Raw genomic sequence first — 13,701 nt, forward strand, 5'->3', positions numbered from 1 at the left:
CTGATGCCAAAGAAGGCGTTACTACTTTATATATCTGAGGTTTCCGGCCACCATCAGGCAACATTGGCTATTGAGAGTGCCTTAAAACGGCTTGATCAAAATATAGAGGTCTTGAATCTAAACGCCTTCAATTATACCACTCCAATCTCAGAAAAAATCATCAATCAACTTTACATCAAAGTAATTAAAAGAACACCTAAGATATGGAAGTATCTTTATGATAATCCCAGCGTAATAGAAAACACTCGGCAAATTAAAAAGACCATCCACAAACTAAATTCCCCGAAGTTAAAAATACTCATAGATAGATTCAAGCCCACTTGTATTGTATGTACACAGGCCTATCCTTGTGGAATGATTGCTGACTGTAAAAGGACGTTTGGTCTGAATATACCCTTAATCGGTGTCTTAACCGATTATGCACCGCATTCCTTTTGGATTTACGATGAAGTTGATTATTATATCGTCCCGGCAGAAGAAGTAAAGCAGGCATTCGTACAAAAGGGTGTTGAGGCAAAGAAAGTTATCAACTTCGGTATCCCAATTGACCCCAAGTTTGTCCAGAGCAAAAATAAAGAACTTATTGCACACAAACTCGGCTTAAACCCTTCAGGGCCCATTATAATGATAATGGGGGGTAGCCAGGGAATAGGGCCCATTAAAAAAATAGTGAACGACTTAGAGGCATTTCCGTTTGAGTTACAAATTTTAGTTATCTGCGGCGTAAATAAAACTCTTCTTAAATGGCTAAAGCGTAAATCAAAAAAGGGCAAGAAAAAACTAATTGCCTTAGAATATGTGGAGACAATTGATGAATTGATGGAAATCGCAAGTTTAATTATTACCAAACCTGGCGGACTTACAACAGCAGAAGCCTTAGCCAAAGGACTTCCGCTTCTAATCGTCAATCCTATCCCCGGCCAAGAAGTTGCTAATGCGAATTTTCTGACAAAGAAAGGTGCCGGAATAACAATTGAGAAAATGAAAGACTTCTCAAAGTCAGCTACAGAGCTGTTAATCGACCAAAAAAGATTAAACGACATGTCCTTTCAGGCGCGCCAAATCAGCAAACCCAAGGCTGCCATTGACATTGCTTCATTAATTATAAAACTATGTTCCAATACTTCATTTACAGACTAGCTCACTTCATAGTTTCACACTCACCGTTAAAGGTTGGCTATTCAATAGCAAAATTTGTTGCTACTTGGCAGTATCTATGCTCGAATACAGACAGGAATATTGTTAAGAAAAACTTGAAGGCAATCTTTCCTGAAAAAAGCGATTCAGAAATTAAGGCAATTACAAAACAGGTATTTATCAATTTTGGCAAATATCTTGCAGATTTTTTGCGCTTTTCAAAAATAGATAAAGAATTTATCAAAAACAAAGTTAAAATTAAAGGCTTAGAAAGCATTGATAAGGTTTTAAGGCAATCAAACGGCGGCATAATAATCACAGCGCATCTTGGTAACTGGGAACTTGCCGGGGCTATCATGGGGGTACTGGGTTATAAGATTATTGGCATAGTGATGCCCCATAAACATAAAAAGGTGAGCGATTTCTTCAATAAGCAACGCCAAATAAATAATATGGAGGTTTGTTCCTTAGGAAACGCGGCTCGTTTTTGTTTATCAGGATTAAAACAGAATAAGATGGTAGCTGTTGTGGCTGACAGGGACTTTACCGAGCATGGCCTAGTAACTGATTTTCTAAATAAAAAAGCGCTTTTACCCAAAGGTGCCGCTTCCTTTCATCTTAAGACGCAGGCTCCAATAATTTATGCTTTTCTTACCAGATGCAAAGATGACACATTCAGATTTGAACTTGGACAACCCCCTAAGTTTAATTTAACAGGAGAGAAGGAAAAAGATATCGAAATAATTATCAAAACATACATAACTATAATTGAAAAATACATAAAGACATATCCAGAACAATGGTTTATGTTTAGAAAATATTGGATAGATGAATAGCCCAAAATGAATATCTGTGCCGTAATTCCATCTTATAATGCTAAGAGGACGATAAAGCCGATTATCTCCGCTTTAAAAAAAATAAATATTAAAGTAATAGTAGTTGATGATGGCTCAACTGACAAGACAGAGGAAATTGCCAAAGAAGAAGGGGCAATAGTACTACGCCATAGGAAAAACGAAGGAAAAGGCGCAGCGTTACGTAACGGTTTCAACTATGTAATCTCCAATACTGACTGCGACGCGATAATCACTCTTGATTCCGACGGTCAGCATGACCCCGAAAGCATTCCTAGCTTTATTACTTTGGCATATTCAGATGAAAAGATTGGCGTTGTAGTAGGTAACAGAATGAACCATGCAAAAAATATGCCCAGGATTAGAATATTAACCAATAAATTCATGTCTTGGGCAATCTCCAAACTTTGCCGCCAGGAAATCCCCGATAGCCAGTGTGGCTTTAGATTGGTCAAGTGTCACGTTTTAAAAAACATCAAACTTATGACGTCAAATTTTGAAGTTGAGTCAGAAACGCTGATAAGGGCAAGCCGCCTGGGTTATAAAATTGCCTCTATGCCCATAGAGTCAATTTATTCTAGAAAAATCATCAGTAAAATAAATCCGATTATTGACACCTGTCGTTTTTTCATTTTTATAGCCAAAGAGATATGGATTTCGCTCTTTTAAAAGAAAGGATGTTAAATGAGCAGCTAATCCGCCGCGGAATAGAAGATGTACGTGTATTAGAAGCATTCCGAAAGATAAATAGACATGAATTCGTTCCAGCGATTTTAAAAAAACAAAGCTATGCTGACTGGCCGCTTGCGATAGGAGAAGGACAAACAATATCTCAACCCTATATTGTTGCCTACATGATTGAAACATTAAACTTAAAAGGGGGAGAGAGAGTACTTGAAATCGGCACAGGTTCAGGTTATCAGACAGCACTCCTTAGTAATCTAGCCAAAGAAGTTTACTCAATTGAAAGATCACGGGTCTTAGCAAAAAGAGCACAAGAAGCTCTCCAAAGATTAGAGATTGCCAATAACAAGGTAATCGTTGGTGATGGCACTAAAGGATTAGCTGAATTTTCTCCTTTCGATGCTATTATTGTAAGCGCAGCCGCACCCCAGATACCAGCTCCGCTTACTAGGCAGCTAGCTCAAGAAGGAAGGATGATTATACCCATAGGAGAAAGATTTAGCCAGGTACTCATACGATTAACAAAAATTAAGGATAACATCAAAGAGGAAAGGTTAGTTTCTTGTGTGTTCGTTCCACTCGTTGGTGAATTTGGTTGGGGAGAGAAGGTAAATCATGAGTGAAGAGCTATTAGTCTTATTAACTGCAGCAGCGCCTATATCTGAATTAAGAGGCGCTATTCCCTTGGGAATTATCAAATTCGGCCTGCCAATATATAAGACGTTATTTATTTCTCTTATCGGCAACATGCTTCCTGTTATTCCCATACTTATTCTTGTTCAGCCTTTTGCAGAGATGTTGAGAAAATTTGCCTTTTTCAAAAGATTCTTTGATTGGTTCTTCGAACGCACAAAAAGAAAGGCAGAGTTGGTTCAAAGGTATGAAGCCTTAGGCCTAATTCTTTTTGTGGCAATACCGCTTCCGGTTACAGGTGCCTGGACAGGCGCAGTTGCAGCTACTTTATTCAAGATTCGATTTCGCTATGCCTTGATAGCAATATTTGCTGGTGTGCTTATAGCCTGCGTTATAGTAACTACCTTAACCATAGGTAGCTATAATTTCTTCATAAAATAGGTATGATACACATTTATACAGGAAATGGAAAAGGTAAAACAACAGCAGCTATTGGTCTGGCTATGAGAAGAGTCGGCGCAGGAGGTAAGGTCTGCATTATTCAATTCTTAAAGAAAGGCATTTATAATGAATTAAAATCATTAAACAAAGTATCAGGCATCACTATAAAACAGTTTGGTAGAAGCTGTCTGCTTAAGGCCAAGCCTACTAAAGAGGACAAAAAGTTAGCAAAGCAAGCGATTGCTTACGCAAAAGGAGTCATCCAGAAAAAAAACTACGACCTTTTAATTCTGGATGAAATAAATGTTGCTTTAAAATTAAAACTTATAAGTCTTAATATAGTTTGCGAATTTCTTAAGGCCTTGCCTGAATCTGTTGAGTTGGTACTTACAGGTAGGTATGCGCCTAAGAAATTAATTTCCTTAGCTGATTATGTCGCTGAAATAAAAGAAGTGAAGCATCCCTTTAAATTAGGTATTCCTGCCAGGAATGGCATTGAGTTCTAATGCATCTTTTAACCAAATTTAACATCTATCTAATAGCATTTTTTCTAAATTTCCTCTTTCTTAACAATTCTTCTGCATCTGGCGATGACAAAGATATAAGGATTATTTCCATTTCACCTGCGGCAACTGAAATTATCTATGCAATAGGTGCTGGTGATTCTTTAGTCGCTGTAAGCTCTTATTGTAATTGGCCGCCTGAAGCCAAGGCCAAAACCAAAATAGGTTCTTTCAGTTGGCCCAAGATCGAAAAAATTATTTACCTGCAGCCAGATATTGTTATTACTGCCGGATTAGAACAAGCACCAGTTGTTCAGCAGCTTAAGGCGCTTAATATTAGAACAATAGTCTGCTCTGCAAAAACAATAGAAGGGCTGTTTGGTGCTATTGAGGAAATAGCTTTGGCAGTGGATAGAATTGAGGAAGGGCAGAAGTTGATTAAAGTTATGTCAGCTAGGATAAATCAGATTAAAAGCAGATTTGAAGATATACCGGTTAATAAACGGCCAAAGGTTTTATTGGAGCTATGGGATGAGCCTTTGATTGTTGCCGGAACTGATTCGCTTATCGGTCAGGTTATTGAGCTTGCGGGAGGCAAAAATATCGCCTATGATGCAATGCACGCCTACAGTCGTTTTAGTTATGAGCTCGTGCTTAAGAGAAATCCTGACTACATCATCGCTGTTTATATGAAACGAGGCCAAGATAAGGAACGTATTAAGAATCGTTTTGGATATAGCAATATCAAAGCTGTGAAGAATGACCACATTATTTGTGACATTAACCCAGATATTATTTTAAGGGCTGGTCCAAGAATTACAGAGGCGATTGATGAGATCAACAAAAGGATATACGCACAATAGGTCATTAATTATAATTGCTTTATTTGCGCTATTGATAATAGGATCTGTCCTGCATTTGTCTTTGGGTGCTGTAAAGATCAATATATTTACTCATCTTGATGAAATCTCCCTAAAGATTATTCAATTACGTTTTATGCGTCTTGTGCTTGCGCTTATTGCCGGCGGCGGCCTTGCCGTGAGCGGCGTCATCTTACAAGGCCTAACACGAAATCCTTTAGCCGAACCTTATCTTCTGGGCATCTCCAGTGGCGCAGCTTTAGGTGCAGTCTCTTGCTTATTAATCGGGGTTGATATCAGACTTCAACCTATCATATCTTTTTTATTTGCTGCCTTAACGTTTTATGCCGTATACTCAATCGCTAAGGTCAATCAAAAGATATTTATGCATTCCTTAATCTTATCCGGGGTAATAATAAGTATACTTATTTCCAGTGTGACAATGTTTCTTGTGTCTCTTTCTCCAAATGAAGCCTTGCATGGAATGTCTTGGTGGTCATTAGGAAGCCTGCATATATTCAGTCAACCGCTGTTAATAATTGTGGGAGTAACAGTAACAATAGCAGTTGTCTTTAGCCTCTTTTTTGCGCGCAACCTTAATGCTATCAGCCTTGGAGAAGAAGAGGCAATGCATCTGGGCATAGATGTTGAAAAGACAAAAAAGATTCTGTTTTTGATTGCCGCATTAATAACCGCTAGCTTAGTATCAACCTGCGGTATGATTGGTTTTGTAGGTCTTATAATTCCGCATATGTGCCGCTTACTGCTTGGTCCAAATCATAGGGTTTTAATGCCAGCATCTGTTTTAGCTGGGGCGGCCTTTCTAATCATAGCTGATATATTCTCACGCAACTTAATGGGTTCTGTAGAGGTGCCTATTGGGGTCATAACAGCCTTGATTGGTGCACCTGTTTTTATTATTCTCTTCAAGCACAAACTAGGTTCAAGAGTATGAATTTGATAGATGTCGAAAATCTAAACTCCGGCTACGAAAAAGACAAAGTCGTCTTGAAGGACATTAGCTTTGAGGTAGGGGAAGGAGAGTTTTTAGGTATTATTGGCCCTAATGGCTCAGGAAAGACTACACTCCTAAAATCATTAAGCGGCATCATCAAGCCTTTCAAAGGCAAGGTACTATTAAACAATAGAGACGTATACAAAATGAGTTTGCGCGAAATAGCTAGAGCCTGTGCCTTTGTTTCATCAGACACCTCAATTGCCTTTCCTTTTAGCGTATTAGATATAGTCTTAATGGGAAGAATCCCTCATATAAAAAATTTAGGCGGCTATAGTAAAAATGATATACGCATTGTCAGGGAGTCTTTAGAGCTGACTGACAGCACTGCATTTATAAATCGGCCTATATACACACTTAGTGCGGGTGAACGCCAACGCGTCTTCCTTGCCAAGATGCTGGCTCAGGAGCCTAGGGTGGTTTTTCTTGATGAACCAACAACACATTTGGATATTGGCCATCAAATCCAAATACTCAGCCTTTTAAAAAGATTTAATCAACAAGGAAAATTTACTATAGTGGTTGTTTTGCATGACTTGAACCTCGCAAGTGAATTCTGCACCCGCCTAATCCTTCTTAATAACGGCAAGATTGAAAAGGCCGCTAGTCCAGAAGAAGTGCTCACCTATGAAATAATTGAAAAGGTTTATAACACCCTTGTGATTGTTAGTAAAAATCCAGTAAGTAGTAAACCCCATATATTATTAGTCAAGGAAGAAGAAAAGATATAGTAAGTCCTTAAATTCTGCTTGACATCTTGATAAAATAATCTAAAATAGATTTATCTTTGAAAATTAAATCCTACAGGTCCTTTCTCTAGGAAAGAGAAAGGGATAACAGGGAATCCTAAAAAGGGAACGGTCCCGCCGCTGTATAAGGTAACGAAATCCCAGAAAGCCACTTCTTAAAAGATCTTTTAGAGGGAAGGCAGGGAGAGTAGGTTATGAAGCCTTGAGTCAGAAAACCTGCCTGTAAAAATAAGCCTCGAGGAAGGGTGAAGTTAAACAGGGCGCAACCCCGAAGCTGACGATTAGAAGAATCGTAGATTTCGGGGTTTTTTATTTTTAAAAATGCCTAAGAAGCTAATCTTAATTCGGCACGGTCAAACAGACTGGAATTATCAAAAAAGATATACTGGCTTTACGGATATAGGCCTAAATAAAAAAGGCAAGGCCCAGGCAAGAAGGCTTTCTAAGAAGTTAAGCAAAGTAGAAATTCATAACGTCTACGCAAGCAATATGAAAAGAACAGTTCAGTTTGCCAAGATAATCTTTAAAGATAAACCAGTAAAAGAATTTTCAGGGCTTCGCGAGATGAATTTTGGCATACTTGAAGGCTTGACATATCAGGAGATTATGAAAAAGCACTCTCAAGCTTATACGAAATGGTTAGCCAACCCATCAAAACACACTATTCCAGAAGGTGAAAATTTAAATAATTTCGCAAAAAGAGTAAGAAAAACATTAAAGACGCTATTATCAGACAATAAGAATAAAACAATCGCAATATTTACTCACGCCGGCCCCATAAAAGTAATTTTATGCGATATTTTAAAAATAAGTTTAAGAGAGACTTGGCGTATAGAGCCAAAATCAGGCAGCATTAATATTATTGAATTTACTAGGGGCAAGGCTAGAATCCACTCTACATCCAACACGGCATATTTAAATGGGTAAGATTATATTTATTCTTGGCGGGGCAAGAAGCGGAAAAAGCGCCTATGCTGTTAAATTGGCTAAGGGGCTTGATAAAAAGGTCGCGTTTCTTGCTACTTGTCTACCTTTAGATAAAGAAATGAAAGAGCGAATCTCTCTCCATAAGAAAAAAAGGCCTGCGCATTGGCAAACATTTGAGCAACCTAAAGATTTGACCCCAACACTTAGAAAGATATGTCCTAAATTTAATGTTATCATTATTGACTGTCTTACAATTCTCATATCTAATCTTTTAGGGCAAGGGCTCAAATGTGCTGCTGTAGAAAATAGGATTGCTAAGATGTTGAAAATCCTTAAACAAAGTAAGCCTACATCAATCATTGTCTCTAACGAAGTCGGTTTAGGCATAGTCCCCGAGAACGCGCTAGGAAGAAGATTTAGGGACTTGGCTGGAAGAGTGAATCAGAACGTAGCAGCCAGAGCTAATGATGTTTTTTTTATGGTTTCAGGCCTGCCTTTAAAAGTCAGAAAGGGATAAAATGGACAAAATACAAGAAATTATTAAGAAAATAGAGGAACTTGATCAAGGTCTTATGACTAAGGCCCAGGCTAGATTAGATAACCTCACTAAACCGCAAGGAAGTTTAGGCCGACTAGAAGAAATAGCAAAGCTTATTGTTGGTATTAGCAGGAATGAGAATCCGTCTATTGGAAAAAAAGTAATTTTTACCTTTGCCTCTGATCATGGAGTAACGCAAGAGAAGGTAAGCGCCTTTCCAAAAGAGGTTACAGCACAGATGGTCTATAATTTTTTAAGTGGCGGTGCGGGAATTAACGTCTTAGCAGGTTGTGTTGGCGCAAAGGTTATAGTTGCAGATATGGGAATTGCACTTGATTTAAAGCCGCATCCAAAACTAATTATCAATAAAATCAATTATGGTACCAAAAATATGGCAGCCGGTCCAGCAATGACAAGAGAAGAGGCGGTAAGGTCTGTTGAAGCAGGTATTGAAATATTTCTAGATGTGTTTAGAGAAGGCGTAGATATTGTCGGCACAGGAGAAATGGGCATTGGGAATACAACAGCCTCAAGCGCTATAGCTGCCTGCCTACTAGAAGAGCCGGTTGAAAAAATGACAGGTAGAGGAACAGGCATTGATGATAAGGCCTTCTCTAATAAGGTTGGAGTAATAGAAAAAGCGCTTAGTATAAATAAACCAAATCCTAAAGACCCTTTAGATGTATTATCTAAAGTAGGTGGATTTGAAATAGGAGGCCTTGCTGGGGTAATTCTAGGGGCGGCCTCAAAAAGAATTCCTGTAGTCATAGATGGTTTTATTTCCGGAGTAGCTGCCTTAATTGCTTACAGGTTAGAGCCAAAAGTAAAGAATTATATGATTGCTGCCCACTGTTCTGTAGAAAAAGGACATAGAATAATCTTAGACTACCTGGGTCTCAAACCACTCCTAGATTTAGAATTACGCCTTGGAGAAGGAACCGGGGCTGCTTTAGGAATGGGAATAATTGAGGCTAGTATTAAAATCTTTACTCAGATGGCTACGTTTCAAAAAGCATCTGTTTCCGAGAAAATCGAAGAATGAAAAGGTTTTTAATTGCCCTCCAGTTTTTAACTACCCTGCCCATAAAGATTAAATCAGAGATTAAAAATGAGGATTTCGGTAAATCTTTATTGTATTTTCCTATAGTAGGGATGTTAATCGGTCTTTTATTAAGTTTAATTCTTTCTCTTTTTAACTTCTTGCCCCATTTGGTGTTAGGCGTATTTATCTTATTAGCGTCCTTTATCATAACAGGTGGAATTCACTTAGATGGATTCGCTGATACTTGTGACGGATTTTATGGCTCCAAACCCAAAAAAAAGATACTCGAGATAATGCGAGATAGTCGAGTCGGAACAATGGGGGTAACAGGTTTAGTCTGTCTCCTGCTTTTAAAGTTTGCACTTATCGTAAATACTCCCAAAGACATGCTTTGGAAATTATTGATTATGATGACTGCATTTGCAAGGTTATCTCAAGTTCTTGCCTGCTATACTTCTGGATATGCACGTCAGGAAGGTAAGGCAAAATACTTCATAGAATATGCCCTTAAGAAAGATGCTGTTATCGGGGCCTTATTTACCTTGAGCTTATTCTTATGGCTGATGCAGATAAAAGGTGTTGCCCTGTTTCTTATTCCTATACCTTTAATATTTTTATTCATAAATTATATTAAGAAAAGAATTAATGGAATGACCGGCGATACAATTGGTGCAGTGAGTGAACTGGCAGAAGTGTCTATTTTGCTAAGTTTTCTTGTTATAAACAGGCTTTATATATGAAGAATTCCCTAGCCATATCTTCCTGGAGCGGAGGAAAGGATAGTTGCCTTGCTTGCTATAAGGCGATGAGACTTGGCTACAAAATAAAATACCTCCTAAATTTTATCTCTAAAGAATATAAACGCTGCTGTTTTCATGGAATTGAAGCTAGGCTGCTAAAATTGCAGGCTGAACTTGTAGGAATTCCACTCGTTCAAAAAGAGGTTTCACCTGACATGAAAAAGTATGAACAAGAGTTTAAACAGGCTGTAAACGAGCTTAAAGATAAAGGCATTAGAGAAATGGTGTTTGGAGACATCTATTTGGATGAACACAAAATCTGGGTTGAACGCGTATGCAAGGAAATCGGAATTAAGCCTATAGAACCCCTCTGGAACCTTTCACCAGAAAAAATCGTAGAAGATTTTATTAATCTAGGATTTAAAGCAATCGTTGTTAGCTGTAAGGCTGATATGTTTGGAAAAGAGTTTATTGGAAGATATGTAGATAAAGATTTCCTAAAAGAACTTACAGCAAGAGGGATTTGTCCTTGCGGTGAGAACGGCGAATTTCATACCTTTATTGTTGATGGACCTATATTTAAAAAAAGAATAGAGATAACAGAAAGTCAAACAGTTCTTAAAAAAGGCTTTTGGGAGTATTGGTTTTTAGATATTAAGAAATATCAAGTTAAAGGAAAGGAGGAAAATTAATACAACTTGATAGAAGGTATAGACAAAAACACTTTATATAGGCAAAGGAAGTAGGGGTGAAATTCCCCTTGCTGTCCCGCAACGGTAATACCCAGGCTTGATAAAAGCCTAGGTGAGCCCGGACGATTGCCTCGCTATTTCTGCTTGCAATAAGCAGGAAAGTATCCTCGCGGAAGGAGAAAAACAATGAATAAATTTAAATGCTTGTTTACTTTGACTTTATTATGTATTTTCTGTCTAATTAATACTAAGGTAGATGCAAATGAGTCTGGTACATCTCATTACACAATTGATTTAGAAAAGATTGTAATTACGCCTTCTAGGCTAAAGCAGGAATATAGGCATTCCACCCAAAATATAAGTATTATCACTAAAGAAGACATTGAGTCTGAAGGCAAGCTTGAGATCTCAGAGGTCCTGGATTTATTGCCTTCAGTAGATATATTAGAGTATGGTTCTACTGGCTCTACGCGAGCTATCCATACCCGAGGTGCCTCATCCAGCCAAGTCCTCACTCTTGTTGACGGAAGACCAGTCAATACCCCGCGCGATGGTCTCACAGATTTTAATCAAATTCCTCTTTCAAACATTGAAAGGATTGAAGTTTTGCGCGGCCCTTTAAGTAGTATATATGGCGCGAATGCGGTAGGCGGGGTTATCAATATAATTACTAAAAGCGGAAAAGAAAAAAAACAGACTAAAAGTTCAAGCAAATTCGGTTCTTTCAATACAAAATCTGTTTCTTTAACCCACTCAAATAAAATAGATAAGTTCGATTATTTTATATCCAGCGACTACCTAGCCTCGCATGGCCATAGAGATAATGCTGACTATTTAAGCAACAATGTAAATACAAAATTAGGGATTGAGTTAGATGCTGACAATCATATTAATACTTCTTTTGGATACTACAATTCAGAAGTAGGAACCCCGGGCTTAATTACTAATCAAGACCTGGATGATAGACAGGAAACATTTAAAAAATATATCGATATAACTTATGATGGGAAAATGTTGGAAGGTCAAGATATAGTTTTAAAGGTATATCAGAATTTTGATAGATTGGAATTTATTGAAGCCTTTGATCCGCTTGATAAAGATACACAACAGACCAAGGTTTATGGGACAGATTTTCAGATTTCTCAAGTTCTATTCGATATTTATCGATCCGCAATTGGATTAAGCTTTCAAGAGCACAGACTTAACAGTTCAAACAGCGGCAAACATAGCTATAGCCTGAAAGGGACTTATTTTGAATCAGAGACAGACATTTTTAATAAAGGGTCCTTGAAGTTCGGAGCACGCTGGGATGACTATTCAAATTTTGGAGATAGGATTAGCCCTAGTGCTAGTTTTAATCTTTGGTTATTTGATAAAATAAAGCTGCATGCCTTGGCAGCAAAATCTTTCCGTGCGCCTACTTTTAATGATCTTTACTGGCCGCAAGAAGATTGGGGTATTTGGGGCGGGGTAGAAGGGAATTCTAATCTTGGTCCTGAAAAAGCAATTTCATATGAAGCAGGCATAGGCGGGTATTCCTTAGGAAGACTTAAGACTGATATTACATATTTTATGACAGATTTCGATGATTTAATAGAATGGACAGTTGATGACTCTTGGTGGTGGAGACCTGAAAATGTTAGCTCTGCATCTATAAGAGGAGCTGAGCTTGAGACAGAATTCGTTACAAATGACCATTTTAAAGCTAATTTTAACTACACTTACCTAAGAGCTAAAAATAAAGATACAAAGAACTGGTTAATATATCGGCCTAGACATCTGTATAAGTTAAAATTAACCTACTCACCTGTCCCTAGATACGAATTGGGCTTAAGCGGCATATACAAAACAAAAAGATTCAGCAATGCAAGCAATACGACCTTTCTCAAGGCCTACTTTATTATGAATATGAACCTTTCCTACAAAATAAATGATTTTGCGCAAATTTTGTTTGAGACTAAAAATATCTTTGATAGAACGTATCAAGAGGAGAGGGACTATTCTATGCCAGGAAGGGCATTTTATAGCGGGTTTAAATTAACATTTTAATTTGGCTTGAGTTTTTATTTTTTATATGTTATAGTATTTTATAGAAGCAAGAAAAAACTTCTAACTAATTACTATATTTGAAGTTATGGAGCATTCTAGTGCCCAATTTAAAGTAATCATATTAATTTCGATATTTATTCACGCTGTGTTCCTTCTAGAATTGCCACGATTTAAAATAATACCTCCAAAGAAATCTTTAACGAATCTGGAGGTAACATATAAGATCCTAAAGCTAGAAAATGCCTTGAATAAAAAATTAAAGCAGAATGTTAATCAACGCGAGGATCTTAGTAAGCTTAAAAAAAATAGACTACTTCTAAAGGCAGGAGACATGTCTAGTCCGCCGGCATTTTCGCAAAAAGCAGATCTTTTGAGTACCGGTAAGGTTATCGTACGTAATGTACAATTGCCTACGAGAAAAGAAAAATCACCCATAGAAATAGTAAAGCTTCCTGTGGTCAGCTCTCCTTTTATGTCAAATCCGGCATATTTGAGCTATTACCAGATAATCCGGGAGAAGATCAAAAATGTGGCTCACTTAAACAATACTTTAGTTAACGAAGGAGAGGTGTATTTATCCTTTGTTGTCGATTCCAGTGGTCAACTCATAACTGCAAAGGTCGTTAACGAAAAATCAACTAATAATCAAGAACTACAATATATGGCACATAGCTTCTTAGAAAAAGCAGCGCCTTTTCCAGTATTCCCACCAAAACTCAAGCATCAGCAACTCTCCTTCAATGTCATTATTGAATTCAGATTGGTTGACTGAAATTCATACAAGTAAGTTGACATAACATTCTAACAGTGCTATAGTTGTAATACTATTTAAAGAAT

At 37.6% G+C, this 13,701-nt stretch carries 16 protein-coding genes and 1 riboswitch; all 16 genes read left to right on the forward strand.

What is annotated here, in order from left to right:
* Positions 1–3 precede the first annotated feature (3 nt).
* A complete protein-coding gene (locus KJ593_04565; GenBank protein MBU2541154.1) occupies positions 4–1,140 on the forward strand; it encodes a glycosyltransferase in 1,137 nt (378 codons plus the stop codon).
* Positions 1,113–1,973, forward strand: coding sequence for a hypothetical protein (locus KJ593_04570; GenBank protein ID MBU2541155.1), 861 nt, complete (start codon positions 1,113–1,115; stop codon positions 1,971–1,973). The genes KJ593_04565 and KJ593_04570 overlap by 28 nt, the downstream gene beginning before the upstream one ends.
* A 6-nt stretch (positions 1,974–1,979) precedes the next feature.
* Positions 1,980–2,660: a glycosyltransferase family 2 protein gene (locus KJ593_04575; protein MBU2541156.1), complete on the forward strand. Its 681-nt coding sequence runs from the start codon at positions 1,980–1,982 to the stop codon at positions 2,658–2,660.
* A complete protein-coding gene (locus KJ593_04580; protein MBU2541157.1) occupies positions 2,642–3,298 on the forward strand; it encodes a protein-L-isoaspartate(D-aspartate) O-methyltransferase in 657 nt (218 codons plus the stop codon). The genes KJ593_04575 and KJ593_04580 overlap by 19 nt, the downstream gene beginning before the upstream one ends.
* Positions 3,291–3,749, forward strand: coding sequence for a small multi-drug export protein (locus tag KJ593_04585; protein ID MBU2541158.1), 459 nt, complete (start codon positions 3,291–3,293; stop codon positions 3,747–3,749). The genes KJ593_04580 and KJ593_04585 overlap by 8 nt, the downstream gene beginning before the upstream one ends.
* Complete coding sequence (gene cobO / locus KJ593_04590; protein ID MBU2541159.1) at positions 3,746–4,255, forward strand: cob(I)yrinic acid a,c-diamide adenosyltransferase; 510 nt, start codon at positions 3,746–3,748, stop codon at positions 4,253–4,255. Before KJ593_04585 ends, cobO begins: the two co-directional genes overlap by 4 nt.
* Positions 4,255–5,115 carry a cobalamin-binding protein gene (locus KJ593_04595; protein MBU2541160.1) on the forward strand — a complete coding sequence of 287 codons (861 nt, stop codon included), beginning with the start codon at positions 4,255–4,257 and terminating at the stop codon, positions 5,113–5,115. The genes cobO and KJ593_04595 overlap by 1 nt, the downstream gene beginning before the upstream one ends.
* Positions 5,084–6,067: an iron ABC transporter permease gene (locus tag KJ593_04600; GenBank protein ID MBU2541161.1), complete on the forward strand. Its 984-nt coding sequence runs from the start codon at positions 5,084–5,086 to the stop codon at positions 6,065–6,067. The genes KJ593_04595 and KJ593_04600 overlap by 32 nt, the downstream gene beginning before the upstream one ends.
* Positions 6,064–6,858 (forward strand): ABC transporter ATP-binding protein, encoded by a 795-nt coding sequence (locus tag KJ593_04605; GenBank protein MBU2541162.1) that lies wholly within the window; start codon positions 6,064–6,066, stop codon positions 6,856–6,858. The genes KJ593_04600 and KJ593_04605 overlap by 4 nt, the downstream gene beginning before the upstream one ends.
* Before the next feature lie 57 nt (positions 6,859–6,915).
* Positions 6,916–7,115, forward strand: a riboswitch (cobalamin riboswitch).
* Between the two features lie 82 nt (positions 7,116–7,197).
* Positions 7,198–7,803, forward strand: coding sequence for an alpha-ribazole phosphatase (cobC, locus tag KJ593_04610; protein ID MBU2541163.1), 606 nt, complete (start codon positions 7,198–7,200; stop codon positions 7,801–7,803).
* On the forward strand, positions 7,796–8,320 hold the full coding sequence (gene cobU, locus KJ593_04615; protein ID MBU2541164.1) for a bifunctional adenosylcobinamide kinase/adenosylcobinamide-phosphate guanylyltransferase: 525 nt from the start codon (positions 7,796–7,798) through the stop codon (positions 8,318–8,320). Before cobC ends, cobU begins: the two co-directional genes overlap by 8 nt.
* Before the next feature lies 1 nt (position 8,321).
* On the forward strand, positions 8,322–9,383 hold the full coding sequence (gene cobT / locus KJ593_04620) for a nicotinate-nucleotide--dimethylbenzimidazole phosphoribosyltransferase (GenBank protein MBU2541165.1): 1,062 nt from the start codon (positions 8,322–8,324) through the stop codon (positions 9,381–9,383).
* Positions 9,380–10,123, forward strand: a complete 744-nt coding sequence (cobS, locus tag KJ593_04625) for an adenosylcobinamide-GDP ribazoletransferase (GenBank protein ID MBU2541166.1) — start codon at positions 9,380–9,382, stop codon at positions 10,121–10,123. The genes cobT and cobS overlap by 4 nt, the downstream gene beginning before the upstream one ends.
* Positions 10,120–10,815 (forward strand): diphthine--ammonia ligase, encoded by a 696-nt coding sequence (locus KJ593_04630; protein MBU2541167.1) that lies wholly within the window; start codon positions 10,120–10,122, stop codon positions 10,813–10,815. Before cobS ends, KJ593_04630 begins: the two co-directional genes overlap by 4 nt.
* Positions 10,816–11,001: 186 nt before the next feature.
* Positions 11,002–12,864, forward strand: a complete 1,863-nt coding sequence (locus KJ593_04635) for a TonB-dependent receptor (protein MBU2541168.1) — start codon at positions 11,002–11,004, stop codon at positions 12,862–12,864.
* Between the two features lie 85 nt (positions 12,865–12,949).
* Positions 12,950–13,636 (forward strand): energy transducer TonB, encoded by a 687-nt coding sequence (locus KJ593_04640; GenBank protein ID MBU2541169.1) that lies wholly within the window; start codon positions 12,950–12,952, stop codon positions 13,634–13,636.
* The last annotated feature ends 65 nt before the right edge of the window (positions 13,637–13,701 follow it).

Source organism: Candidatus Omnitrophota bacterium, assembly GCA_018830005.1.
Taxonomy (GTDB): Bacteria; Omnitrophota; Gorgyraeia; order JAHJTE01; family JAHJTE01; genus JAHJTE01.